The organism is Parahaliea mediterranea (assembly GCF_017255185.1).
In the GTDB taxonomy this organism is placed as follows: Bacteria; Pseudomonadota; Gammaproteobacteria; order Pseudomonadales; family Halieaceae; genus JAFKCZ01.
The window spans coordinates 58,570-82,728 of the sequence record NZ_JAFKCZ010000005.1 but is presented as its reverse complement, the minus strand read 5'-3'; the positions used below and the strand labels follow the sequence as shown (position 1 = coordinate 82,728).

Genomic DNA, 24,159 nt, shown 5'->3' with positions numbered 1-24,159 from the left:
CCCGCAACGGATCTTCAGTAGATAAACTGCACACCCAGCACGGTGGTGGTGCCGTACTCGTCGTACTGCAGCAGGCGGCTGTCCTTGCCGGCGTAGTAATACTCCGGCTCGCCGTTGAGGTTGGACACCTCGGCGTACACCATCCAGCGCTCGCTCACAAAGTACTTCGCGGTGAGATCCCATTGCATGTGCGCATCGGTGGTCCGGTCCAGCCCTTCTTCCACCAGTTCGTCGATGTAACTGTCGCGGTACTTCATGGCCAGGCGCAGGTCAAAGCCGTATTTTTCGTAACCCAGGACGAAACCGGCGATGTTGTCGGACTGTTTCGGGAAACTGATTTCGCGGCCGTCCACTTCCGCGTCGCTGTCGACAAAGGTGTAGTTCAGGCTGACCAGGAAACCGTCAAACGGCGATGGCAGGAAACCGAAATGTTGCTGGTAATTGAGCTCGACACCCAGAACTTCCGCACCGTCGCCGTTTTCCGAGATAGTCGCCTCATCGAAGGTCTGCCCCGCGAATTCGAAGTCGTCGTAGGTTCGCAGGAAAATAAAATCGTCGATGTCCTTGTAGAACACACCGGCGGATAACAGGCTCAGCTCGGTCGGGTAGTATTCCAGGGATGCGTCGTAGTTCCAGGAATTGTAGGGTTCGAGGTCCGGGTTGCCGATTGATGCCTCGCCATCCTCCACACTGATGCGCGAGGCCACGGCTTCAAACAGCGGCCGCACGATAGAGCGGGAGAAAGCCGCCCGCGCCACCACCTGGTCGGTGACATCGTAGCGCAGGTTCAGGCTCGGCAGGACATCGGTGTAACTGCGGCTGGCCTCGATCGGGGTCACCGCCACGAAATCGTCCTCCAACACCTCGCCGTTGTATACATCGCCCTCCTCAAACAGTTCCACCGAATTGCCGTCGGAGCTGAAGTCGGTGTACTCCACGCGCAATCCGCCGGTTACGGTCCAGCCACCACTGTAGTATTTGAACATGCCGTAAGCCGCGTAGACATCCTCGTTGACCACCCAGTCGTTGGAGGTTGAGGCCAGCTCGGAATCGATAGTTTCCAGCTCCAGCCCCTCTCCCGAGGCCAGGATTGACCGCACGCCGGCGAGGCTGGGCATGGGGTCGATGCGGTTGTGGAAACCGTAGTTCGAAGCGACATCCGGGTCGTAGACATCGGCGACAGTGAACACCCCGTCGCCGCTGTAGATTTGCGCATCCTCGTTGTTTTCCTTCTCGCGCAGTCGCGCCTTGGCACCAAATTTCAGCTCCCAGACCTCGAACTGCCGGGTGGCGTCGAACTGGAAGGACCACTGGGTGTCTTCGGCCTTGCTCTGCTCGTGCTCGATTTCGTCGAGCTCGTAAGCCGCCGGATTCCGCAGAATATCGAAATAATCGGACTCTACCCGCGGCTCCTCGGCCGAAGCGCGGTTCAAGGTCAATACCGGCGACCCGTCCGGGATGCCGCCATCGCCACTTTCAAACTCCCCCACCCAGGCGGAGTTCACGATATCCGGGTCATCCTCCTCGGCGAAGGAGTAACCGACATTGGTCTTCAGAGCCCAGGCCTCCCACTGGCTCTCGCTGCCGAAAGACAGCGACAGGTTTTCCGCGGTTTGCACCCGGTCCTTGGTGCCCATCTCGATTTCGGCGAAACCAAAGTCGGTGGCGCGCGGCCCGATGGCGTCTTCGGAGATTGGCGTCAGGTCGCCATAGGCCTGGCCGAGACGGGCCTCGTCGTCCTCGAACTTGCTGTACAGGGAACGGAAAAACAGGGTCGTGAAGTCAGAGAAATCGTAGTCGAGATTGAGTACGGCGCCGGTCCGCTCGCGGTCGATTTCGTAATAACGCGGCTCAAAGGACTCGGGGAAGTCATTGCCATTGTCCGCGGTTTCCCAGTCGTCGGCCTCGTTGTTGTCGGTGGCCAGTTTGCGGTTCTGCCAGCTCAGCGCGGCGGCGACACCCAGGCGCCGGCCATTGCCCAGTTCGAAGATGTCGCTACCCGCCAGTGAGGCCTTGGGGCTCCAGTCCTCGCGGTACTCGTTGTAGCCGCCCTCCAGGCGCGCCTTGAGGTACATGTCCTTGCGGCTGAAGGCACTCAGGGTCTTGACGTTGACCGAGCCGCCAATGGAATCGCCATCCATGTCGGGTGTCAGGGATTTCTGTACCTCGAGACCGTCCAGCACGTCAGAGGGAATCACGTCGAGCTGCAGGGCACGGCGGTTTTCGGCGGCCGATGCCCGCACACCGTTGATCGAGGTGGAGTTGAGGTCCGGGTCCATACCGCGAATGACCACATAGCGACCCTCACCCTGGTCGTTTTCCACTGAAATACCCGACAGGCGGCGCAGCGATTCGGCCACGTTCTGATCGGGAAACTGTCCCATCGTGTCGGAGTCGAGCACCGATTTGATGTTGTCCGCCGCGCGCTGCTGGTTGATGGCACTGGCCATGGCCGCCGACTGCCCGGTCACCAGCACTTCCTCCAGGGCCATCTGGTCATCACTGCCCTCGCCCAGAACCACCGCCCCCAGCACCAGGCCATCGGGGCCCACGGTAATGGGAAGCGTGCGCGGCGGCGCGCCCACATAGTGCACCACCAGGGTATAGGAGCCCGGCGCCACCCCGACGATACGGAAGCGCCCGCGTGAATCGGTAGTGGTGGAGACGTCCAGTTCATTGATGCGCACAATCGCCCCCTCGAACACCGCGCTACCACTACTGTCGGTGACCTCTCCGGAAACGGTTTGCGCCAGCGCCGGGGCGACCGCGCCGGTACCGGCCAGCGCGGCGACGGCGGAAACCAGCGCCAGGCGCCTGAATCCCCGACCACGTCGCGTTGCGGATTTCAATGCATGAGCTTGCCGACAGTTGCGGTAGTTGTCTTCGTGGGTCACGACGGGACCTCCTGCTGATTTAGTTATTAATGAGAGGTGAGTCCGAACTGGAGCCTCGAGTATAGGCAGATTCAGACGCTACGTAAAATATTTATTCCATATTAGTTAATGTGGGCATAATAATTCCATTTTTTGCACGCAGCTCCCCCGCGCCGCGAGGGCCTGACAGACCCGCTGGCAATCTGGCGGGTGCCGCACCAGTGGGTGCCACACCAACGGGTGCCGCACCAACGGGTGCCGCACCAACGGGTGCCGCACCAACGGGTGCCGCACCAATCAAGCTACGCGGCGGGGAGATCCACCGTGCGTTGCTCCCGTAACGAAGTCGCCGCTGCCTCGGCAAGCGACTGCGCCAGCAGGCCGTCCCGGCCACTCACCAGGCGCGCCGGCAGGCCCTCGAGCGCATTAACGAACTCGCGCATTTCCTCGCGATAGGCCTGGGCGTAGCGTTCGAGAAAAAAGTCCATGGGCGGGTCGGCCAGCACACCACCGGCACCGAACAACTGCACGCTCGTCTCCTCGCGGTTTTCAGCCCGCAGCATGCCGGCGGCCCCGTGTACCTCCACCCGCTGGTCGTAACCGTACACCGCGCGCCGGCTGTTGCTGATCTGGCACAGCCGGCCGCTAGCGGTGCGCAGCGTAACCAGGGCCGTATCCACGTCCCCCAACGCGGCGATACCCTCATCCACCAGGCAGCTCGCCGTGGCGTGCACCTGCACCGGCGCCTCCCCAAGCAACCAGCAGGCCATATCGAAGTCGTGGATCATCATATCCATGAACAGGCCCCCGGAACGGCGCAGGTAGTCCAGCGGTGGCGGCGCGGGATCGCGGCTGGTAATACTGACGATTTCGACTTCACCGATCTCGCCGGCGCGCAGGCGCTGCTGCAGGCGCGCGAAACTGGGGTCGTAACGGCGATTGAAGCCCAGCGCCAGTGGCACGCCGCCGGCTTCCAGGTGCTCGATACAGGCCCGGGCGCGCGCCAGGTCCAGGTCCACCGGCTTTTCACAAAAAATCGCCTTACCGGCTTCGCCCGCGGCGGTCATCACCGGCACATGGGTGTCGGTGGAGCTGGCGACCACCACCGCATCCACGTCGTCGCGCCCCAGCGCCAGCGCCAGGTCGAGCGCCTCCACCCCGTAACGGCCGGCCAGATCACGCGCCGCGTCGGCATTGCTGTCCACCACGCAACAGAGGCGGACGCCCGCCAGCGACACGATATTGGCGGCGTGAATGGCACCGATGCGGCCGGCGCCGACCAGGCAAATTCCCCGACTCATGGCGTTTTCCCTCCCCGGCGCTCACGCGCCGCCAGCAGGGCCTCGAGATGCCCGTAGCCCAGGCGCGCATAGGTCAGCGGCTCAGCACGCGAGGGGTCCTGTTCCGCCTCCACCACCACCCAGCCATCGTAGCCCTCGGGCAAGGCCGCCAGCACGGCGGCGAAATCCACCGCGCCGTCGCCGGGCACGGTGAACACCCCCGCCAATACCGCGTCCAGGAAGCTCCAGTTGGCCGCGCGGGCGCGCACCAACACATCGGGCCTCACGTCCTTGCAGTGCAGGTGGCAAATACGTTGCGCGTGAGTGGCGGCCACGGCCACCGGGTCGCCACCCGCATAGCTGAGGTGCCCGGTGTCCAACAGCAGGCCCACCGTGGGCGGCGTGGCCGCCATCAGCGCATCGATGTCTTCCGGGCTCTCCACCACGGTGCCCATATGGTGGTGGTAGGCCAGCGCCATCCCCTGCTCCGCGAGGTAGTCGGCGAAGGCCGCCAGCCGCCCGGCGAAGTGACCAAAGGCCGAATCCGACAGCCGCGGGCGCCGCGACAGGGGCGTCGTCCGATCGCCGTGCACGGCGTCGCTCACCTCGGCGCAGACCATAACGGTGCAACCCATGTCCCGCAGCAGGGCGAGGTGGGGTTGAACCGCGGCAATTTCCTCCTCCACCGAACGCTCGCACAGGCGTGCGCTGTACCAGCCCGATACCAGGGCCAGGTCGTGCGCCGCCAGCAGGGGTCGCAGCTGCGAGGCCTCGCGGGGAAACTTGTGCCCCAGTTCAAAACCGGCGTAGCCGGCCTGGCGGCCCTCGCGCAGGCAGCGCTCCAGGGGAATGTCGGCACCCAGCGACGGCATGTCGTCGTTGCTCCAGGTCAGGGGATTGATACCGATGCGAACCACCGCCACTACCCTCCACGCCGCTGGTGCGTTTTGTTGTCGCGGTACCCGGCCCGCGCCTGCCGCACCGTATCGCTTTGCGACACCTCCGGCACCGCCACCTCCCACCAGGCGCCGCCCTCGGCGGTGGCGCGATCGGGGTCGGTGCGAATCACGACCACATAGCAGCCTTCGGCCCGCCGGGCACGCGCCAGCGCCGATTCGAGCGCGGCGATCCCCGTCACCTGCTCCGCCTGCGCGCCCAGCGCCCGCGCGTGGGCGGCAAAGTCGATGGCCGGAGGGGCGTCGCCGCCGTGGACGCTGTCGGCCAGCAGGTTATTGAAGGGGTCGCCGCCGCAGTTTTGCTGCAGACGGTTGATGCAAGCAAAACCGCGGTTGTCCAGCAGCACCACGACCATCTTGCGCCCCAGCATTACCGCGGTGGCGAGTTCCGAGTTCAGCATCAGGTAGCTGCCATCCCCCACCAGGACGTAGACTTCCCGCCCCGGCAGCGCCAGCGTAACACCCAGCCCGCCGGCAATTTCATAGCCCATGCAGCTATAACCGTACTCCACGTGGTAGCCGTTGGGCCGGCTACAGCGCCACAATTTGTGCAACTCACCGGGCAGCCCGCCGGCCGCGCACACCACCACGGCGTCCTCGGCCGCACCGCGGTTGACCGCGCCCAGCACCTGGGCGTCGGAGGGCAGCTGCGTATCGTCCGCCGCGGTAACCCTGTCCACCACCACCTGCCAGGCGCCCGCGGCGCGGGTCGCTCGCTCCACCCAGGCCGGCGCCACGCGCCAGTCGGGCAGGGCCTCGCCCAGGGCCCTCAGGGCCACCTGCGCATCCGCCACCAGGCTGCTGGCGCCATGCTTCGCGGCATCCACCGCCGCCACATTGATGCCCAACAGCTTGCACCGCGGGTTGCGGAACAAGGTCCGCGAAGCGGTGGTGAAATCCTGCAGACGCGTACCCAGGCAAATCACCAGATCCGCCTCGGCCGCCAGTTCGTTCGCGGCGCTGGACCCGGTGACACCCACCGACCCCATCAGCATCGGGTGATCCCAGGGCAGCGCGCCCTTGCCCGCCTGGGTTTCCGCCACCGGCAGGCCGGCTACCCGCGCCCACCCGTCCAGCAACGCGCAGGCCCCGGCGTAGTGAACGCCGCCGCCGGCGATCAACAGCGGCTTTTCCGCTTCCCGCAGCAACGCCACTGCTCGCGCCAGTTCCCCCTGGTCCGGGGCCGGGCGGCGCCACTGCAACAAACGGGGCTCGAAGAAATCCAGCGGGAATTCCCAGGCCTCGGTTTGCACGTCCTGCGGCATGGCCAGTGTCACCGGGCCACACTCCGCCGGGTCGGTAAGCACGGCCATCGCCCGCGGCAAACTGGACAGCAACTGCTGCGGACGCTGTATGCGGTCCCAATAGCGCGACACGCTGCGCAGAGTGTCGTTCACACTCGCCCCCGGGTCACCGGGGACTTCCAGCTGCTGCAGTACCGGGTCGGGGGCCCGGGACGCAAAGTTATCGCCGGGCAACAGCAACAGCGGCAGGCGATTGACATGGGCCAGGGCCGCCGCGGTGACCAGGTTGGTCGCGCCCGGCCCGATGGACGTGGTGCAGGCCATAACCCGGCGGCGGTTGCAGGCCTTGGCGTAGGCGATCGCGGCGTGTGCCATGCCCTGCTCGTTGTGCCCGCGCAGGGTGGGCAACTCGCTGCGCGCGGCGGACAGCGCCTCGCCCAGGCCAGCCACGTTACCGTGGCCGAAGATGGCCCACACGCCGGCCACCAGCGGCAGACGCTCGCCATCGACCTCGACCTGCTGTGCCACCAGGTAGCGCACCAGCGCCTGGCTGGCGGTGAGTGTTATCGTAGTCATGCCCGCACCTCGCGTGTGCACACACCCTCGGTGGCAATGCCGTGCAAGCCGCGCCACTGCACTACCATGGCGGTGAAGTTATCGGCTACCGCCTCGCGGAATGCGGTATCGCCCACTTCGCCCCGCAGCCACCGGCGGGCCGGTTCGACAAAAATGCTGCGACCAATGGCGAAACCCCTGCAATACTTGCGCCCCACGGCCCGGGCGAAGCCCTCCACCAGCTCTTCGGCCGGCCGGTTGAGGCCCAGCAATACCACACCATGGCACCAGGGGTCGAACTCATCGATCACCGCCTCGATCGCCGGCCAGGCCGCAACCGAGGGCGGCGGCAATTTCCACCAGTCCGGGAAGACTCCCATGTCGTAGCATTCGCGCATGGCCCGCGCGGTATCGGTGCCGCTGTCCTCGCGCCCATCGGGCAGAATCAGTTCCAGCAAGAGTTCATGCCCGCTCAGCCGGCAGGCCGCATACAGTTCCCGCAGCCGCAGGCCCTGCTCCGCTTTCAACGCCGCATCGTCGTCGGGGTGGTAGAACACCAGGCACTTGGCGATATGCTCCGTGGGCCAGCGCTGCAGCGTCGCCGATACATTACAGCCGTACTCGAAGGACAGGGGGCGGGACTGCGGCGACTCCAGGGGGCGCGCCATCCACAAACCCGTGCCGGTCAGCGACTCGAGGACCGACTCGCCAAAACGCTCGTCCACCAGCACACCCGCCGACGCCCCCAGCTGCTCGCGCTCCGCCACTGCCAATACCGCATCGGCGATCAGGCGTTTCAGCACCGGTATGCGCGCGATATCGGCCGAGCACGCCGCCGCCAGCTCCTCGAACTGGCTGCGGTGGTCAAAGGCCAGGGCACAGACCGTGCCCCGGGGACGACGCAAGGTTGCGCGGTGCAGCTGGTTGAGCCTCGCATCGAGGTCCGGCCGCGTCACGCTGTCAAAACGCGACAGGTAGTCGTCCAGCTCGGGCCGGGTGGGAATGGCCGGCGTACAGCCGTGCCGCGACACGACGATGGCGCCACAGGCATTGCCGTACAGGCAGCACTGCTCCAGGGGCTCGTCGCGCATCCAGCCGCGCATGAAACCACTGATAAAAGCATCGCCGGCGCCCAACACGTTGAGTACCTGCACCGCGATCGTCGGCCCGCGCGCGCCGTCTTCAAGTCGCCCGGGGATAGCCCCCTCGAAAACCGCGCTACCCAGCGCGCCGCGCTTGAGTACGAGGGTGGCCGCACTGCGCTCGCGCACGGCCCGCAATGCCGTCAGCGTATCCGTGCTGCCGCCGGCGATGTGAAACTCCTCCTCGGTGCCCACCACCAGGTCGAACAGCGGCAGTATCTCCTGCAGGTGGCGCGTCACCTCGTCGCTGGACACGAAGCGACTCTCCCCCTGCCCGTGTCCCGCCACACCCCAAAGCACCGGCCGGTAGTCGATATCGAGAACGGTACGGGTCCCGTTGCGCCGGGCATATTCGATCGCCCGCCGGCAGGCTTCCGCGGTCCCGGCCAGGGAAAAGTGCGTGCCAGTGATCGCCAGGGCACGCGCCGAGGCGATAAAGCCCTCGTCGAAGTCAGTGCCGTCGATCGCGGCATCGGCGCAGTTTTCCCGGTAGAAAATCAGCGGAAAGGTATCGCGGTCCTTGATGCCCAAGAGCACCAGGCCGGTCAGGCGCTCCGGGTCGGTATGCACATGACTGGTGTCCACGCCGTTGCGGGCCAGTTCCTCGCGCACAAACCGCCCCATGTGCTCGTCACCCACCCGGGTCAGCATCGCCACGCTCAAGCCCTGGCGCGCCATGCCGGCCGCCATGTTGGCCGAGGAACCGCCCAGGTATTTGGCCATGCTGCGCGTGTCCTCCAGCCGGGCGCCGTACTGCTGGCCGTACAGGTCCACGCCGGCGCGTCCCATGCAGATGACATCGAAGCGTCTGTTTGCCATGTCTGTCCCCATCGTCTTATTGCTCCGGCTCCTGTGCCTTGCCTTGCTCCACTTCCAGCCCCCGGGGCACCACTTCCCAACCACCCTGCCGCCAGGACCGCTCCATCGCGGCCAAGACCTCGTCGATGGCCGCCGCGGCGGCAAAATCGGGCCACGCCGGCACGCCCCCCGCAATGGCTTCGACCAGGTCTCGCACCTCGATGACCTTCAGGTCATTGAAGCCCAGGCCGTGGCCCGGCGCGGGGCAAAACGCCGCGTAGTCAGGCTGGTCGGGGCCCAGCAGAACGCGCTGAAATCCCTCGCCACCCCCGCCGCCCCGGGGCCTGCGGTAGAGCCACAGTTCGTTCTGCCGCTCCTGGTCGAAATACAGTGACCCCTCGCTGCCGGACAACTCGATGGTCAGCCCGTTCTTGCGCCCCCAGGCGATCCGGCTGCACTCGATGGTGCCAATGGCCCCACTGCTGAAGCGCACCAGGGCATGGGCCTGATCCTCGTTCTCCACCGCCTGTGCGCTGCCATCGGCGCCGGGCCGCTGTGCGATCACGGTCTGCATGTCGGCGCAGACCTCGGCAATGCCCCCCGCCAGGCGCTGGGTCAGGGAGAGCACATGGCACAGATCCCCAAGGGCACCCAGGCCGGCGGTGGCGCGCCGGGTGCGCCAGCCTCCGGAGCGGGCGGGGTCGGCCAGGTAATCCTCCACATGGGTGGCGCGAACGTGGTGTATTGCGCCGAGTTCGCCCCGGGCGATCAACTCCGCCGCCATGCCGATGACGGGGTTTCTCACGTAGTTGAACCCCACCAGGGTCACACGGCCCTTGCTCCGGGCCAACCGCGCCAGCTCGCGGGATTCCCCCACGTCCAGTGCCAGGGGCTTTTCGCAGAACACATGCTTGCCCGCGAGCAATGCTGCCCGGGCGATGGGGTAGTGCAGGTCGTTGGGCGCACACACACTGACGATATCGATGGCCGGATCGGCGACCAGTTCGCGCCAGTCTCCGGTGCTGCGGCTGAAGCCCAGGCGGCGTGCCCCGGCCTGCGCGCTGGCGGCACTATGATCGGCCAGCAAATCGCAGCGCACGGCGGCGGACAGCGGGAACACCACCGGCGCCGTGTGCAAAGCCATCGCGTGGGCCTTGCCCATGAAACCACTACCCACCATTCCAAGTTTCAGCGAAGCCATTGTCTTATTCCAACTATTCCAGCTTCCCAATCCGGGCCCGCGCACTGACGGGTTCGAGTTATACCACGCCGGGCGCGCCGTAAAAATTATTTTCTATAAATAGAATAGGATGGTATATTTATTCCATATCAGAACGGGCAATGCAAGCGTTTATTCTATTTTTAATTTTTTTATTCCAAAATGACGAAACCTGAGCGACCTTGCCAGCCATACTGGAAACCCGAGCATGAACAACACAGCCCCAAAGGACTACGAATCCCTGCGCGCCGCCATGTCCGAGCGCTACGACACGCTCAGCAAGCGACTGCGACAGATCGCCAAGTTTGCCTGGGACAATCCGACCATCATGGCCATGGAGACCACCTCGGTCATAGCCGAGCGCGCAGGCGTCCAACCTTCGGCGCTGATTCGCTTCGCCAAGGCTTTCGGCTATTCGGGGTTTAGCGAAATGCAGCGCCCTTTCCAGGCTCACGTGGCTTCGCGCTCCGCCAGCTACAAGGAGCGCTTTCGCGAGGTCGCCGATACGGACGGCGCCCCTGACAGCCCCATGGGCCTACTACGGGAATTCAGCGAAGCCAACCAGCAGGCTCTACAACACCTGCTGGAAGAAACCGAGAGCACCGAACTGGACCGCGCCGTATCGCTGCTGCGGGATGCCGAGTTCGCCTATATCATGGGCCAGCGCAGATCCTTCCCCGTAGCGAGCTACATTTACTACAACCTGAATCACCTGGAGTGTCGTGCGCAATTGCTGACGGGCATGGGCGGTATGTTGATGGAACACGCCAACAGCATGGGCCCCCGGGATGTCCTGATCGCCATCAGCTTCAGCCCCTACTCGGATGACACCGCCAGGGTTGTCGCCGCGGCGCGCAAGAAGAAGGTACCGGTTGTCGTAATCACCGACAGCTCCCTAAACGCCATCGCACGCCAGGCAACCGTTTTTTTTGATGTCCACGACGCGGAAGTCTTCAGCTTCCGATCGTTGAGCGCCTCCATGTGCCTGGCCCAGGCACTTACCACCGCACTGGCCACCAGCCGCGGCGCGGGCAAAGGGCGTGGCGGGAAAACCGCACGCAGCAAATGAAAAAAAGTTCACCTGAACACAGCACGTCGTTTAACACCCGTTCGCTACAGTGGCGCACGCAAGTCCTCAACTACAAGGATTACATCATGCGTATAAAATACATCCTCGCCACTTCTTTGCTTTTGGCCGCGCCGCTCGCGTCGCGCGCCGAGCCGGTCAGCGTGCAGGCAGCCCTCGAAACCCGCGCCCACTTTGATGATCGCGCGGGCAATTTTACCGACGTCGACGACCCCGCTATCTGGCTGCACCCCAGCGACAGCGGCCGGAGCCTGGTGGCCACCGCCCTCAAGGAAGGCGGACTCGACCTCTATACGCTTGACGGCCAGCTGCTGCAGCACCTGCCGGCACAGCCGGCCCCGGCCTGCATGGATGGGCAGAACGACTGCGAGAACAACGCCCCGGGCCGGCTCAACAATGTCGAAGTGGTGTACGACTTCGATCTGGGTGGCAAGCCCACCGACCTCGTGGTGGCTTCCGATCGCGGCCTGGACACGCTGGCGGTGTTCGCGCTACAGGCCGCCGATGGACAATGGCTGCTACGGGACGTCACCGCGCCGGCCGTCCAGCCCATTTTCAGCCGCGACCAGGACGAGATCAACGAGGCCTACACCGCTTACGGCCTGGCCACCTACCGGCAGGGGGAAAGCACGCTGGCCCTGGTCAGCCGCAACAGCACCACGCGGGTGGCGGTACTGGAACTGGCGGATAACGGCGCCGGGCAAGTGACCTACGCAACTAGGGCGATGCTGGACTTTCCCCACGAATTCGACACCGGCGACGACGGCACCTGGACGCCCTGCACCGACGACGATCGCGATCGCCCGCAGTTCGAGGGCATGGTCGCCGACCCCGCCCACAATGCGCTCTATCTGGGACAGGAAAATGTCGGCATCTGGCGCATCGCACTCGACGCACCGGCGGACCGCTCGCGCTGGACACTGTTCGCCCGGGCCAAGGAGTTCGGCGTACCCTACCAACGGGAGTGGGACGCACAGGAGGAAGAGTACGCCTGCACGCTGCTCTGGAAACAGGACCCCGGCCTTGGCGACCCCCATCTCAGCGTGGATATCGAGGGCCTGACCATCTACGACGCCGGCGATGGGCGCGGCTACCTGTTGGTTTCGAGCCAGGGCGACAACACCGTGGCTGTCTACAGTCGCGAGCAGGGCAATGCCTACCTGGGATCATTCCGCGTGGACGACGGGCGGGTCGACGGGGTCAACGAGACCGACGGCATGATGGTCATTAACGCCGCACTCGGCGATCGCTTCCCTCAGGGCCTGCTGGTGATGCAGGACGGGCAGAATACCCCCCCTGTCTACGATGCCGATGGCCAGCCCCGGGAGGGCTCCAACTTCAAATTCGTGGACTGGCAGTCAATCGCCAGTCAACTGGAGTTGACCGTGGATACCACCAACCGCGCGCGCTAGCGCGCGCCCAGGAGGAAGACATGAGCACCCTGCTGTCACGACACCAGGCACCGGACGCCAAGGGCCGCACCCAACACATCAGCCCGCAACGCGCGGGCTGGGACTACGTCGGCTTCGACAGTTACGCCCTGCGACCCGGCCAGGCGTTGCAGGAAGACAGTGGCGATCGCGAGCTGTGCCTGGTGCTCGTCGGCGGCAGGGCCAGCGTCACCGCGGGCGAGTGGCAGTGGTCGGGGATTGGCGAACGTCGCGGCCCCTTCGATGGCACCGCACCCTACGCCGTGTACCTGCCCCCGCACACTGCCTATACGGTCACCGCGGAAAGCGAGTTGGAGCTGGCCGTGTGCTCGGCACCGGCCACTGGCCAGTACCCACCGCGACTGATACGACCCCAGGACTGCGATCGCCAGGCGCGGGGAAGCGGCAGCAACCGGCGCGAGGTCTGTAACATCCTGTTCGGCAACGCCGACGCTGAACACCTGTTGGTGGTGGAGGTCTTTACCCCCGGCGGCAACTGGTCCAGCTACCCCCCGCACAAACACGATACCGACGCCGCGCCGCGGGAAACCCACCTGGAAGAAACCTACTACCACCGCATTTCTCCACCCCAGGGCTTTGCCTTCCAGCGGGTATACACCGACGACCGCAGCCTCGACGAAACCATGAGCGTGGAAGATGGCGACGTGGTGATGGTGCCGCGGGGCTACCACCCGGTGGGCGCTCCCCACGGATACGACCTCTACTACCTGAACGTGATGGCCGGGCCGACCCGGCAGTGGATCTTCCGCAACGACCCCGCCCACGAGTGGATGCTTAACGCCGACAGCACCTGATCCGCCCTGCCCGGGCCCGCGTACTCTTTGCATGGTAAAACATGAACGGGCAAGTGGGGCGACAGCCGGCGTGGCCGCGGGCAACCTGGCGGAGCGCTGGTGGTTCAATGCGTTTTGGTTTCAGCTCACCTGGCTCTGCGCGGTGCTGGGGCGCGAGTCCCTGCTGCCGGTCACCGCGGGCCTGCTGGTACTGCACTTTGCACTAATAGCGCGGCCGGTGGATGAACTGCGCGCACTGCTACCCGTGGCGCTGGCGGGAATCGCGGTGGACAGCACTCTCAGCCTGACCGGTATTTTCCACTTCCCGGGCGCTCTGCCGATTCCGCTGTGGCTGTGCGCGCTGTGGCTGGCCTTCGCCACCACCCTCGGCCGCAGTCTCGACTTCATGCGTCGGCGCCTGTGGCTGGCCTGCGCCCTCGGCGCCCCCGCGTCCCTGAACTACATCGCCGGGGAGCGCCTGGGGGCCGTGGATTTCGGGCCCGGCGATGCCCTGACGATGGCGCTGCTGGTTCCCCTGTGGATGCTACTGCTACCAGCGCTGTGCGCCCTGCGCACTGTCATCGAGCGCGGTCGGCCGACGGAGGGCGCGACATGAAAAAGCTGTTGCTACTTTTACTGCTGGCGGCCGGTGTTGCCCGGGGCGCCACAAACGATAACCTCGCCCTGGTGGGCGAGGCGCAGCTGGATGTCTTTGTGTGGTCGGTCTATCGCTCGCGCCTGTTCGCGCCCGAGGGCGAATACGCGCCGCAAAGCCGGCCGCTTCGTCTGGAGATCACCTATCTGCACGATATTTCCGCCGAGCAGCTGGTGCGCCGCACGGAGAAAGAGTGGCGACACCTCGGCCTCAAGCACCCGCAACAGGACCACTGGCTCGAAAGCCTGCGGTCGCTGTGGCCCGACGTTTCCCAAGACGACACTCTGGTGCTGGAACTGAACAAGGGGGAACAAAGCCACTTCTACTTCAACGGGCATCCCATCGGGCGCATCGACCATCCGGACTTTGGCGCACAATTCCTGGCCATCTGGCTGTCGCCGCAAACCAGCCAGCCGGCGCTGCGACGGAAACTGCTGGGCGAGTAGGGGCCGGGGATAAACCACCAGACGCAGCGACGGAGCCGATCATAGGCTAAACATGCTGCTTGACGAAGTTGCGCAAACTCTGCGACCATTTACAGAACGATCATTCTGTAATAAAAGACTGGCATGCCGCGCCCCGTTCAATACAACCTCGAAAACGTCACGGCAAGCGCCACCCGGCTGTTCTGGCTGGAGGGTTATGGCGGCAGCAGTGTCGACAAGCTGCTCAGGGCCACCGGCCTGAACAAACACAGTTTGTATAAAGCCTTCAATGGCAAAGAGGGCCTGTTCATCCGCTGCCTCGAACACTACATCGACAACGAAGCCAGGCCCTATCGCGATGTACTTGCAAACAACCACGGCCTCGGGGCAATCAGAAGCTATTTCCAGCGGGTCACCCGGCGAACCCGGCACCATTCCAACATGGGCTGTCTCGTTGCCAATACGGCGGCGGAACTGGGCGATGGACACAGCCAGGTCAGCAAGCGCATAGATGCTTACTACCGCGACCTGGCCGGGCTGCTCAGTCGGGCTGTGGCACAGGGGCAGGATATCGGGGAGATTCGCAGCGATATCGACCCGCTCGACATCGCCAAATGCCTGGTCCATATGGTTCAGGGCATATCGATCAGCCATCGCTTCAGGTCCCCGGTGGCGGCGGATACCGAAAGCCTTTTGCAGCTCATTGCACAACCTCCCGGAAAAAACCAATAGCGGCGATATCTATGAACTGGATTAATGGCGGCATCGACCGCGACTCAACGCTGGCACCCCTGCCGGATGTCGCAAACAGGTTCCAGGCGCTATACGACAGTTTCTGGAACCAGGCCCATCTTGCTCCCTCGACCCTGGAGTTGTGTCGCTTGCGGTTGGCACAACTTCACCGCAGTGCCGCTGATTGGTCTCGCGTGGACTGCGAGATCGACGCGGAAAAACGCGAACACCTGGCCGACTGGTCAAGCCACGAGAGCTTTAGTGACGCCGAGCGCGCCTGCCTCGAATTCACCGAGATCTATGCCATGGACGTGCAAGCCATCAGCGACGAGCTCGCCGAGGCGGTAAAGGCCCACTACGGCGACGCGGGGCTGGTGACCCTGGTGGAAGCGCTCGGCATTTTCGACGGTATGACCCGGCTGAGCCTGCTCTGGCAGCTCGCGTCTGTCGAACATTGATCCTGAATACCGGCACTGGAGCATGACCATGACATCACAAGCCCGGGTCACCAATTCGCACGCACCCACTGGGAACATCATTCGCGATTCCGCACTCGGCCTGGTCCCGGAAACGCTCGGGAACTACATGGACCTGAATCGGCAACTTTGGGAAGGGGGTCCCCTGAGTCCGGCGGAAATCGAGATTGCGAGAATTCGCAATGCCCGCAAGGTGAATTGTGTGTTCTGCAAAAGTGTCAGGTACGACATCGCCCAGGAGGACGGCCTGAGCGAGGACCGCGTGCAGATGATCGACGACGATTATGAGCAATCAAACCTCACCGACCGGGAAAAGTTGATCCTCGCCTTCACCGATCAATACCTGAATGACCCGGCGGGCCTGGATAGCGCGCTCAAAGAGCGCCTGCGGCAGGTATTTACGCCACAAGAGCTGGTCCATTTATCGATGGTGGTGGCCTTTTTCAACGGCTTTTCGCGCTGCGCCGTTGCCATCGGCGGCATGCCGGACGAGCTGCCAGTGATGACAATATCGGTGCCGCAGTAGGATTATCCCGGCAGGGCCATTAATCGTCGGCCCGCAGGGACAGGAGGTACTCCGCCAACTTCTCCTGCGCCGCGTCGCCAAACAGGATTTCGCAGGCCTCGCGCAGGCCCGGCGCTTCGCGGATTTCCCCGTTGCGCACCACCAGCTCAATTTTGGAGCGGCGGCGCATGAAATCCTCCAGCCTGACGATCATTTCCCGCCGGGCGGCCAGTTCAATTTCGCAGCGCGTATATTCCGCGCGGCGGATGATCAATTTCGCGTTGTTGGTATCTTCCCGAATGCGCTCCAACAGGCCAAAGGCGGCCTCGCCATAGCGGCGCCAGAAGCGCTCCGACAGCGGTTCGGGGGAACTGGGATCGGTGAGGCTGTCGAGATTCATCAGCCGCGCCTGCAGCATGAATTCCTCCCTGAGCTCCCGCCCCGGCTCGCCGTACCAGCGCCCACGGCGTTGGGGTACGAGCACCCCGAGCCTGGCCACGTGGTCGGTTACCTCTTCACCCACGTTGAGGCAGTCGGTCAGCTTGCCGCCGAAAATGCTCAGGTGCCGGCGCGCCTCGTCCACTTCGATTTCGTGCTTGCGCGACAGCTGCACCCAGTCGGCGGTACCGCCCTCCCCGGCTACCGCCAGGGGGCGCACACCCACCCGCTCGGCGATGATGTCGTCCCGGGTGAGCGGGCGTTCCAGGTCGAGCAGGGCGTTGGCGTTGGCCAGCACGAAGTCGCGGTCCTCGTCGGTCACCGCCACCTGCGGGCTGTCCACCTGGGTGTCGGTGGTGCCGATACAGGTTTTCGGGCCCATCGGAATGAGAAAGAACAACCGGCCGTCGCTGGCGAAGAAGGTCAGCACGCGCCGGTTGTCGGTAATCTGGTCGACAATCAGGTGGATGCCCTTGGAGAACAGGTGCCGGTGGCGGGTGGCGATGCCCAACTGGCGATTGTAGTCATCGACGTAGGGGCCGCAGGCATTGACCAGCACTTTCGCGCGCACGGTGAAGCTATCCCCGCCGTCCAGGTCACGCACCCGGGCGTGCCACTGTCCGCCCTCGAAACTCGCGCCTTCCGAGGTCACGTAGTTCGCCGCGATGCAGCCGTAGTTCAGGCTCTTGCGGATGAAGTTGAAAACGAAGCGGGAGTCGTTGTCGTAGAGGTAGCAGTCCGAGTACTCCAGCCCGCCGGCGGCGTTGCTGGTGTTGATTTCCGGCTCCTGCTCCTCGATATAGCGCGCCGTCAGGTAGCGCGGCGCCCGGGTGACACAGCGCCCCATCAGCCAGTAGAGCACGCTGCCCAGGAACACAAAGAAGGACCAGAAGCGGAAGCCCCGCTGAATGGTGGTGAAAAAGCGGATTTCCTTCACCGTGGAGGGGTAGGCGCGCATCAGCTCGTTGCGCGATTTACACAGTTTGTTGACCAGCAGGTATTCGTGACTCTCGAGGTACTTGATGCCACCCCAGGCCAGGTTGGAGGAGTTCGAGCTGACGCCGCCGGCGAAGTCGCCACGATCAATCAGCGCCACCTTCACCCCGCGGCCGGCCAGCGCGGCGGCGGATACCGCGCCGTTGATACCCCCGCCCACGATCAGTACATCGAAGGCCTGCTCCCGGAGCTTGCCCAGGTTGGTGCTGCGAAGACTGCTGGTCACACTCATCCCCTGGCGGTAAAACCCTACTCTACAGTTTCCAGCGCCGGGCGCACAACGCGACGAATTGCCGGGCGCTGTCACTCAGCGTGCGGTCGGCGCGATGGTACAGGCCGACGTGCTTGTCGATGCGGCCGAAGGATACGTCGTCCATGATATGCAAGTCGCGGCAGCCGGGGTGCTCGCGCAGCAGGCGCCGGTCGAGGAAGCTCACCCCCATGCCCTCGGCCACCATGTGGATGCGCAGCGACAGGCCGGTCACCTCCCACACGGTACTGAAACGGTCGCGCAGGCGCTGGATGGAGGGCCGCATCTCCGGGTTGTCCAGGGCCGAGGAAATCAGCGGCGTGCGCTTGAGGGCGCTTTCGTCACCGGCCACCATGTGCTCGAAGGCCGGGTGCCGGGCGCTCACCACCAGGTGGCGGGTATCCTGGTACAGGGGCACCGTGGCAAAGGCCGACATGTGCTTCTGGAAGGGCCCCAGGCCCAGTTCCACATCGCCTCCCAACACCGCGTAAATGATGCTGCGGCTCGGCAATTCCTGAACACGCATCGTGACATGCGGGCTTTGCCGATAGTATGCGCTCACCAACTCCTGGCCATGAAAGTAATTCAGGGACGCACTCAGCGCCAGGCTGAGGGTCTCCCGCTTACCCTGCTTGAGCTGGGCGATCTCCTCCAGGGTCTGCTGCTCCCGCCCCAGCACGTCCACCGCGTGCTCGAACACCCGCCGGCCAGCGTCGGTGAGCGCCAGGGACTTGCCGCGCAGGATCAGCGGCGCCTCCAGCTTGGCCTCCAGCCCCGCCACCGCCTGGCTGACCGCGGACTGGCTCAGGTGCAGGGCCTCCGCCGCACGGCGGAAGCCGCCCTCCTCGACCACGGCGCGAAAGGCCCGCAGTTCGCTGTTCTCTAAACGCATATCAGTTTTACTTATATTGCAATAAGTGGAATTAACTCTACTGAATAAATGGCCGACCGTATACTTGCGCGCACATTGGGCCATACCGAGCCCAAACCGCAAGAGGAACGCGCCATGAACCAGCAGATGACAATGGAATCCTTTGACCTCGCGGGGGTCATCGTGGGCGAGACCGCCATCTCCGACGTCGACGGCGAAGCCGGCAGGCTCAGCTACCGGGGCGTGGACATCGTGGACCTGGTCGAACGCCCCTTCGCCGAGGTGGCCTGGCTGGTACTGTTCGGCGAGCGCCCCGACAGCGCGCAGCAACAACAACTGACCCGCTTTCTTTGCGCCCACGCCGAGCTGGACCAGCGCGAGCGCGCCCTGCTCGCGGAGCTGCCCTCCGGCCTGCACCCGATGCTGGTGCTGCAGGGCCTGGTACCGCTGATCGAGCTGCCGACCGAGCAGAGCCTCGGACTCGGGCTGGACGCCGAGCACGGCCTGGCGCTGGCCGGCAAGCTGTCCGGCCTGATCGCCGCCTATTACCGCCGGGAACAGGGCCTGGAGCCGGCCGCGAACACCTCGGACACGGATTTCCACTACAACTTTCTCAGCCTGTTCCACGGCGAGGCGCCCGACGCCGACGCCGTGCGCATGCTGGACGCCGCGCAGATCCTGCAGATGGAGCACAGCTTCAACGCCGGCACCTTCGCCGGCCGTGTCTGCGCCAGCACCCTGGCCCCAATCCAGTCATCCATCTCGGCCTCCATCGGCACCCTCTACGGGCGCCTGCACGGCGGCGCCGACCAGGCCGCGCTGGAAATGGCCCAGGCCATCGGCCACCCCGAGCAGGCCGCCGAGTACGTGCACCGCTGCCTGGCGGACAAGGTGAAAATCATGGGCATGGGGCACCGCGAGTACCGTACCGTCGACCCGCGGGCGAAGCTGCTCAAGCCCATGGCCATGCAGTTGTGCCGCGAGCCCCAAAGCCGGCAGCTTCTGGAAACCCTGGTGGCGGTGGAGGCGGCCTGCCAGGCGGAGTTCGCCGAGCGCGGCAAGGAAATCTGGGCCAATGTGGAGTTCTACAAGGGCGCGGTGTTCCACAGCCTGGGTATTCCCAGCCACTTCTTCACCGCCATGTTCGCCATGGCCCGGGTCTACGGCTACATCGCCCACTTCCTGGAGTTCAGCCGCGACAGCCGCCTGATCCGCCCGCGCGCGCGCTACAACCCCAACTTGGACTGACCGCCCCCCGGGGCCTGTTACCGGGCCCCGGTTTTCCCTCGCCGGCCTCAAGTGCTATAAACGGGGCACCTGTCGCCGGAGTCACGCCATGCCGACTGTCACGCCATTGCTCCTCGCGGTTCGCACGCTCACCTACGGCCTGTTGCTGTCGCTGCTGGCTGGCTGCGCCGGCGAGGCCAACGATCTGGCCCTGGGCACCCTGGAGCGCGACCGCATCATCCTGCGCGCCACCGCCAGCGAGATCATTGTCGACCAGCCCCGCCAAGAGGGCCGTCCGGTCAAGCGCGGCGACCTGCTGGTGCAGCTCGATGACCGCAACCAGCGGGCGGTGGTGGCAAGGGCCCAGGCCGAGGTGGCCCGGGCCGCGGCGCGCATGGAGGAACTGCGCAACGGCGCGCGCAAGGAAGATATCGCCGCCGCCAGTGCCCGCGCCTCCGGCGCGCAGGCCACCCTGGTGGAGGCCGAGGCCAACTACCAGCGGGCCAGGCGCCTGCTGGCGCAAAACCTGGCGGCCCAGGCCACGGTGGATACCGCCCTGGCCACCCGCGACGCCGCCGAGGCCTCCCTCGAGTCCGCGCGCGAGGAATTGCTGCGCCTGACCAACGGCACGCGGCCGGAACAACTGGAACAGGGCCGGGCCGAACTGGAAGCCACCCGGGCCCAGCTGGCCCTGGAGCAGCGCCACCTCGAGGAACTCAGCGTGACCGCCACCCGCGACGCCCTCCTCGACAGCCTGCCCTGGAACGTGGGCGAGCGCGTCCCCCAGGGCTCGACCCTCGCGATCATGCTCGCCGACAGCCGGCCCTTCGCCCGTGTCTACGTACCGGAAATCCATCGCGCCCACCTGCGCGTGGGCATGGAGGTACCGGTCCACGTGGACGGTATCGACGGGGCGCTCACCGGCCAGCTGCGCTGGGTCGCCACCGATCCCGCCTTTACACCCTACTACGCCCTCAACGCCTCCGACCGTTCGCGGCTGGTGTACATGGCCGAGTTCGACCTGCTCGACGGCGACGGGCTGCCCACCGGCGTGCCGGTGCAGGTCGATTTGGGCCATGACTGAGTACGCCATTCGCGCCAGGGGCATCAGCAAGCGCTTCGGCGACCTGACCGCCGTCGACCACCTCGACATGGAAGTCGAGAGCGGTCGCATCTTCGGCTTCCTCGGCCCCAACGGCTCCGGCAAGACCACCACCATCCGCATGCTCTGCGGGCTGCTGACCCCCAGTGACGGCGACGTGGAAGTCCTCGGCCTGAAGGTGCCCGAGCAAGCCGAGCAGCTGCGCCAGCGGATCGGCTACATGACGCAGAAATTTTCGCTCTACACCGACCTGTCCACCCGCGAAAACCTGCGCTTCATGGCCGATATCTACGGCCTGGATCGGCGCGACCGATGGCGGCGCATCGACGAAGTGCTGGCGCAGTTCACACTCACCGACCTGCGCGACCGCCGCCTGGACGCGATGAGCGGCGGCCAGCGCCAGCGGGTGGCCCTGGCGGCGGCCACCCTGCACCGCCCCACCCTGCTGTTTCTCGACGAACCCACCTCGGCGGTGGACCCGGAAAACCGCCGCGACTTCTGGGAAAAACTGTTCGACCTCAGCGAGGCCGGCACCACCATCCTGGTGTCCACCCACTACATGGACGAGGCCGAACGCTGTCACCGGCTGGCCATCCTCGAGCGCGGACAGGTGCGCCGCAACGACGCCCCCGACGCCCTGATGCAAGCGCTCGACGGGCGCGTCATCGAAGTCAACGGCCCCGGCCTGCGACAATTGCGCCAACACCTGATGGCACAGCCAGAGGTGGTATCCGCCGCGCAGCAGGGCAGCAGCCTGCGGGTACTGCTGGGCGAACCGGTCGCCGCGCCCCTCGACTACCTGCGCGGGCAACTCAACGACCCGGCGCAACAGCCGCGGGCGACGCGGCCCAACCTCGAGGACGTGTTCATGGCCGCCACCAGCGGGGAGCGGGCCGCGTGAGCGCGCTGACCCGGATCGCGGCGGTATCGCGCAAGGAGTTCCTGCAACTGTCCCGGGACCGCATGAGCTTCGGCATGATCATCATGATCCCGCTGGTGCAGTTGCTGTTGTTCGGCTACGCCATCAACAGCGTGGTGCGCCACGTACCCATCGCGGTGGTGGACTTGAGCGGCAGCGCCGCGGCGCGGGTGATCACCGAGCAGGTGCGGGTGACCCAGGTGGTGGACATCGTCTCCCGCTTCGATACGCCCCAGGAGGCCGAGGCCGCGGTGATCGCCGGCGAAGTGCGCGCGGCCCTGGTCTTCCCCCGCGACCTGGCGCGCCGCGTCGCCGCGGGCGACACCGTGGGCCAGTGGCTGGTGGACGCCTCGGACACCATGGTCAGCTCTGCCCTGCTGTCGCTGCGCACCATGCCCCTCAAGCTCGACGCCGCTGCCCCGGCGGCGGCCTATACCGCCAGTCCGCCCACCTTCGAGGTGAGCCTGTTTTTCAATCCCGAGCGCCGCTCGGCGGTGAACATCGTACCCGGCCTCACCGCCATCGTGCTCACCATGACCATGATCCTGTTCACCGCCCTGGCCCTGGTGCGCGAGCGGGAACTGGGCAACATGGAGTTGCTGATCACCACCCCCATCCATCCCATCGAGTTGATGGTGGCCAAGCTGGTGCCCTACATCCTGGTGGGACTGGTGCAGGTGGCGATCATCCTCGGCCTGGGCCGCGTGGTGTTCGACGTGCCCTTCCTGGGCGGACTGGGGACCCTGGCGCTGGCCACCCTGGTCTTTATCGCCGCCAGCCTGACCTTGGGCCTGCTGATCTCCACCATCGCCCGGACCCAGTTGCAGGCCATGCAGCTGACCATCTTTATTCTGCTGCCCTCCATCCTGCTCAGCGGCTTTATGTTTCCCTACGACGCCATGCCGGTGGCGGCCCAGTACATCGCCGAGGCCTTCCCCGCCACCCACTTCGTGCGCCTGGTGCGCGGCGTGGTGCTGCGCGGCGCGGAGACCGGGCAACTCGCCGGCGATATGCTGTGGCTCGGCGGCTTTACCCTGGTCATGCTGCTGGTCGCCACCGCGCGCTTCCACAAACGCCTGGACTGAGAGCGGGGAAAAACCCGGCTGGCAGGTATCCATTGTTGTACCTGCCGCACTACACTTCGAGGAACCAGCGGATATGCTGTGATCTTCCCATGCGCAACCCACAGGCCCACTACCATGCCCTATAACTTCGACCCCGAAATCGCCCCCCTGCTGGACTTCATGCCGCCGGTGGACATGGCCGACCCGGCCGCCGCCCGCGCCGCCTTCGCCGGCGCCACCCAGGCATTGATCGCCGACCTCGACACCAGTGGCGTGACCTTCGAGGACCGCGCGATTCCGGGCCTGGACGGAGCACCCGATGTCGCTGTACGCAGCTACCGGCCGGCGGCGGCCAGCGGCCCGGTGCCCGGGCTGGTCTACATCCACGGCGGCGGTTTCGCGCTGGGCAACCTGGACAGCGAGCACGGCATCTGCGTCAACCTGTGCCGGGCCCTGGGCATTGTGATTGTGTCGGTTGACTACCGCCTGAGTCCGGAGACGGCTTACCCCGGCCCCTTGAACGACTGCTACGCGGCCCTGGCCTGGACCGCGGCCAACGCCGGCGAGCTGGGCCTCGACCCCCAGCGCCTGGGCATTGGCGGCCAGAGCGCGGGCGGCTGCCTGGCCGCCGCCTGCGCCCTGCGCGCCCGGGATGAAAAGGGCCCGGCCCTGTGCTTCCAGCTCCTGGGCATCCCGGTGCTGGACGACCGCATGGACAGTCCCAGCATGCTGCGGTTCACCGACACGCCCTGCTGGGACCGAGGCAAGGCGGAACTGAGCTGGCGATACTACCTGGGCGAGGCCTACACGCCCGGCGCCGACAACGTTCCCGCCTACGCCGCCCCGGCGCGCGCCACCGACCTGGCGGGCCTGCCGCCGGCCTATATCTCCACCATGGAGTTCGACCCCCTGCGCGACGAGGGCCTGCTCTACGGCATGCGCCTGCTGCAGGCCGGGGTACAGGCGGAGATCCACAACTACCCCGGCACCTTCCACGGTTCCAGCGTGTTCGCCCAGACCCGGATTCACCAGCGGGAAATGGCCGACACCCTCGCGGTGCTACGCCGCGGCCTGGGACTGGACACCCCCGCCTGAACAACCCTGGGCCGGGCGCCTCACCG

Annotated in this window: 21 protein-coding genes; 13 read left to right on the top strand and 8 right to left on the bottom strand. The window is 65.5% G+C overall.

Annotation, left to right across the window (positions count from 1 at the left end; all coding sequences use genetic code 11):
* Positions 1-14 precede the first annotated feature (14 nt).
* The 6 genes from JYP50_RS07310 to JYP50_RS07285 form a co-directional block, all read right to left on the bottom strand.
* Positions 15-2,894, bottom strand: coding sequence for a TonB-dependent receptor (locus JYP50_RS07310; RefSeq protein WP_206559843.1), 2,880 nt, complete (start codon positions 2,892-2,894; stop codon positions 15-17).
* 281 nt (positions 2,895-3,175) lie between these two features.
* On the bottom strand, positions 3,176-4,174 hold the full coding sequence (iolG, locus tag JYP50_RS07305) for an inositol 2-dehydrogenase (protein WP_206559842.1): 999 nt from the start codon (positions 4,172-4,174) through the stop codon (positions 3,176-3,178).
* Positions 4,171-5,070 (bottom strand): myo-inosose-2 dehydratase, encoded by a 900-nt coding sequence (iolE, locus tag JYP50_RS07300; protein ID WP_206559841.1) that lies wholly within the window; start codon positions 5,068-5,070, stop codon positions 4,171-4,173. The genes iolG and iolE overlap by 4 nt, the downstream gene beginning before the upstream one ends.
* A gap of 5 nt (positions 5,071-5,075) precedes the next feature.
* Entirely contained in the window at positions 5,076-6,929 is a 1,854-nt protein-coding gene (gene iolD / locus JYP50_RS07295; RefSeq protein ID WP_206559840.1) for a 3D-(3,5/4)-trihydroxycyclohexane-1,2-dione acylhydrolase (decyclizing), read from the bottom strand.
* A complete protein-coding gene (locus JYP50_RS07290) occupies positions 6,926-8,869 on the bottom strand; it encodes a bifunctional 5-dehydro-2-deoxygluconokinase/5-dehydro-2-deoxyphosphogluconate aldolase (protein ID WP_206559839.1) in 1,944 nt (647 codons plus the stop codon). The genes iolD and JYP50_RS07290 overlap by 4 nt, the downstream gene beginning before the upstream one ends.
* A 16-nt stretch (positions 8,870-8,885) precedes the next feature.
* Positions 8,886-10,049: a Gfo/Idh/MocA family protein gene (locus JYP50_RS07285; RefSeq protein ID WP_206559838.1), complete on the bottom strand. Its 1,164-nt coding sequence runs from the start codon at positions 10,047-10,049 to the stop codon at positions 8,886-8,888.
* Positions 10,050-10,275: 226 nt separating this feature from the next.
* On the opposite strand from JYP50_RS07285, the gene JYP50_RS07280 reads away from it, so the two are divergent.
* From JYP50_RS07280 to JYP50_RS07245, 8 genes are all read left to right on the top strand, one after another.
* On the top strand, positions 10,276-11,136 hold the full coding sequence (locus JYP50_RS07280; RefSeq protein WP_206559837.1) for a MurR/RpiR family transcriptional regulator: 861 nt from the start codon (positions 10,276-10,278) through the stop codon (positions 11,134-11,136).
* An 86-nt stretch (positions 11,137-11,222) separates the two neighbouring features.
* Entirely contained in the window at positions 11,223-12,566 is a 1,344-nt protein-coding gene (locus JYP50_RS07275; protein ID WP_206559836.1) for a phytase, read from the top strand.
* A 20-nt stretch (positions 12,567-12,586) separates the two neighbouring features.
* Positions 12,587-13,399 (top strand): 5-deoxy-glucuronate isomerase, encoded by an 813-nt coding sequence (gene iolB, locus JYP50_RS07270; protein ID WP_206559835.1) that lies wholly within the window; start codon positions 12,587-12,589, stop codon positions 13,397-13,399.
* Between the two features lie 31 nt (positions 13,400-13,430).
* Positions 13,431-13,994 (top strand): DUF2878 domain-containing protein, encoded by a 564-nt coding sequence (locus JYP50_RS07265; RefSeq protein ID WP_206559834.1) that lies wholly within the window; start codon positions 13,431-13,433, stop codon positions 13,992-13,994.
* Positions 13,991-14,479 (top strand): chalcone isomerase family protein, encoded by a 489-nt coding sequence (locus JYP50_RS07260; protein ID WP_206559833.1) that lies wholly within the window; start codon positions 13,991-13,993, stop codon positions 14,477-14,479. The genes JYP50_RS07265 and JYP50_RS07260 overlap by 4 nt, the downstream gene beginning before the upstream one ends.
* A 123-nt stretch (positions 14,480-14,602) precedes the next feature.
* Positions 14,603-15,190, top strand: a complete 588-nt coding sequence (locus JYP50_RS07255) for a TetR/AcrR family transcriptional regulator (RefSeq protein ID WP_206559832.1) — start codon at positions 14,603-14,605, stop codon at positions 15,188-15,190.
* An 11-nt stretch (positions 15,191-15,201) separates the two neighbouring features.
* Positions 15,202-15,648 (top strand): carboxymuconolactone decarboxylase family protein, encoded by a 447-nt coding sequence (locus tag JYP50_RS07250; RefSeq protein ID WP_206559831.1) that lies wholly within the window; start codon positions 15,202-15,204, stop codon positions 15,646-15,648.
* A gap of 28 nt (positions 15,649-15,676) precedes the next feature.
* Positions 15,677-16,192 (top strand): carboxymuconolactone decarboxylase family protein, encoded by a 516-nt coding sequence (locus JYP50_RS07245; protein ID WP_206559830.1) that lies wholly within the window; start codon positions 15,677-15,679, stop codon positions 16,190-16,192.
* Positions 16,193-16,211: 19 nt separating this feature from the next.
* On the opposite strand, the gene JYP50_RS07240 is transcribed toward JYP50_RS07245, so the two are convergent.
* Both JYP50_RS07240 and JYP50_RS07235 read right to left on the bottom strand, forming a co-directional pair.
* Positions 16,212-17,831 (bottom strand): glycerol-3-phosphate dehydrogenase/oxidase, encoded by a 1,620-nt coding sequence (locus JYP50_RS07240; RefSeq protein WP_347136737.1) that lies wholly within the window; start codon positions 17,829-17,831, stop codon positions 16,212-16,214.
* A 28-nt stretch (positions 17,832-17,859) separates the two neighbouring features.
* Positions 17,860-18,747 (bottom strand): LysR family transcriptional regulator, encoded by an 888-nt coding sequence (locus JYP50_RS07235; RefSeq protein WP_206559828.1) that lies wholly within the window; start codon positions 18,745-18,747, stop codon positions 17,860-17,862.
* A 114-nt stretch (positions 18,748-18,861) separates the two neighbouring features.
* Here JYP50_RS07235 and JYP50_RS07230 point away from each other — a divergent pair, with 114 nt between their 5' ends.
* The 5 genes from JYP50_RS07230 (at position 18,862) to JYP50_RS07210 (ending at position 24,133) form a co-directional block, all read left to right on the top strand.
* A complete protein-coding gene (locus JYP50_RS07230) occupies positions 18,862-19,974 on the top strand; it encodes a citrate/2-methylcitrate synthase (RefSeq protein ID WP_206559827.1) in 1,113 nt (370 codons plus the stop codon).
* An 88-nt stretch (positions 19,975-20,062) separates the two neighbouring features.
* Positions 20,063-21,037, top strand: coding sequence for an HlyD family secretion protein (locus tag JYP50_RS07225; protein WP_206559826.1), 975 nt, complete (start codon positions 20,063-20,065; stop codon positions 21,035-21,037).
* Positions 21,030-21,956 (top strand): ABC transporter ATP-binding protein, encoded by a 927-nt coding sequence (locus tag JYP50_RS07220; protein WP_206559825.1) that lies wholly within the window; start codon positions 21,030-21,032, stop codon positions 21,954-21,956. The genes JYP50_RS07225 and JYP50_RS07220 overlap by 8 nt, the downstream gene beginning before the upstream one ends.
* A complete protein-coding gene (locus JYP50_RS07215; protein WP_206559824.1) occupies positions 21,953-23,059 on the top strand; it encodes an ABC transporter permease in 1,107 nt (368 codons plus the stop codon). Before JYP50_RS07220 ends, JYP50_RS07215 begins: the two co-directional genes overlap by 4 nt.
* A gap of 114 nt (positions 23,060-23,173) precedes the next feature.
* On the top strand, positions 23,174-24,133 hold the full coding sequence (locus JYP50_RS07210; RefSeq protein ID WP_206559823.1) for an alpha/beta hydrolase: 960 nt from the start codon (positions 23,174-23,176) through the stop codon (positions 24,131-24,133).
* Positions 24,134-24,159: the final 26 nt, after the last annotated feature.

Coding starts and splice junctions, on each gene's coding strand:
- JYP50_RS07250 (WP_206559831.1), top strand. CDS start 15,202: ATGAACTGGATTAATGGCGGCATCGACCGCGACTCAACGCTGGCACCC.
- JYP50_RS07245 (WP_206559830.1), top strand. CDS start 15,677: ATGACATCACAAGCCCGGGTCACCAATTCGCACGCACCCACTGGGAAC.
- JYP50_RS07275 (WP_206559836.1), top strand. CDS start 11,223: ATGCGTATAAAATACATCCTCGCCACTTCTTTGCTTTTGGCCGCGCCG.
- JYP50_RS07230 (WP_206559827.1), top strand. CDS start 18,862: ATGAACCAGCAGATGACAATGGAATCCTTTGACCTCGCGGGGGTCATC.
- JYP50_RS07210 (WP_206559823.1), top strand. CDS start 23,174: ATGCCCTATAACTTCGACCCCGAAATCGCCCCCCTGCTGGACTTCATG.
- JYP50_RS07255 (WP_206559832.1), top strand. CDS start 14,603: ATGCCGCGCCCCGTTCAATACAACCTCGAAAACGTCACGGCAAGCGCC.
- JYP50_RS07280 (WP_206559837.1), top strand. CDS start 10,276: ATGAACAACACAGCCCCAAAGGACTACGAATCCCTGCGCGCCGCCATG.
- JYP50_RS07285 (WP_206559838.1), bottom strand. CDS start 10,049: ATGGCTTCGCTGAAACTTGGAATGGTGGGTAGTGGTTTCATGGGCAAG.
- JYP50_RS07235 (WP_206559828.1), bottom strand. CDS start 18,747: ATGCGTTTAGAGAACAGCGAACTGCGGGCCTTTCGCGCCGTGGTCGAG.
- JYP50_RS07260 (WP_206559833.1), top strand. CDS start 13,991: ATGAAAAAGCTGTTGCTACTTTTACTGCTGGCGGCCGGTGTTGCCCGG.
- iolG (WP_206559842.1), bottom strand. CDS start 4,174: ATGAGTCGGGGAATTTGCCTGGTCGGCGCCGGCCGCATCGGTGCCATT.
- JYP50_RS07265 (WP_206559834.1), top strand. CDS start 13,431: ATGGTAAAACATGAACGGGCAAGTGGGGCGACAGCCGGCGTGGCCGCG.
- iolB (WP_206559835.1), top strand. CDS start 12,587: ATGAGCACCCTGCTGTCACGACACCAGGCACCGGACGCCAAGGGCCGC.
- JYP50_RS07225 (WP_206559826.1), top strand. CDS start 20,063: ATGCCGACTGTCACGCCATTGCTCCTCGCGGTTCGCACGCTCACCTAC.
- JYP50_RS07220 (WP_206559825.1), top strand. CDS start 21,030: ATGACTGAGTACGCCATTCGCGCCAGGGGCATCAGCAAGCGCTTCGGC.
- iolD (WP_206559840.1), bottom strand. CDS start 6,929: ATGACTACGATAACACTCACCGCCAGCCAGGCGCTGGTGCGCTACCTG.
- JYP50_RS07290 (WP_206559839.1), bottom strand. CDS start 8,869: ATGGCAAACAGACGCTTCGATGTCATCTGCATGGGACGCGCCGGCGTG.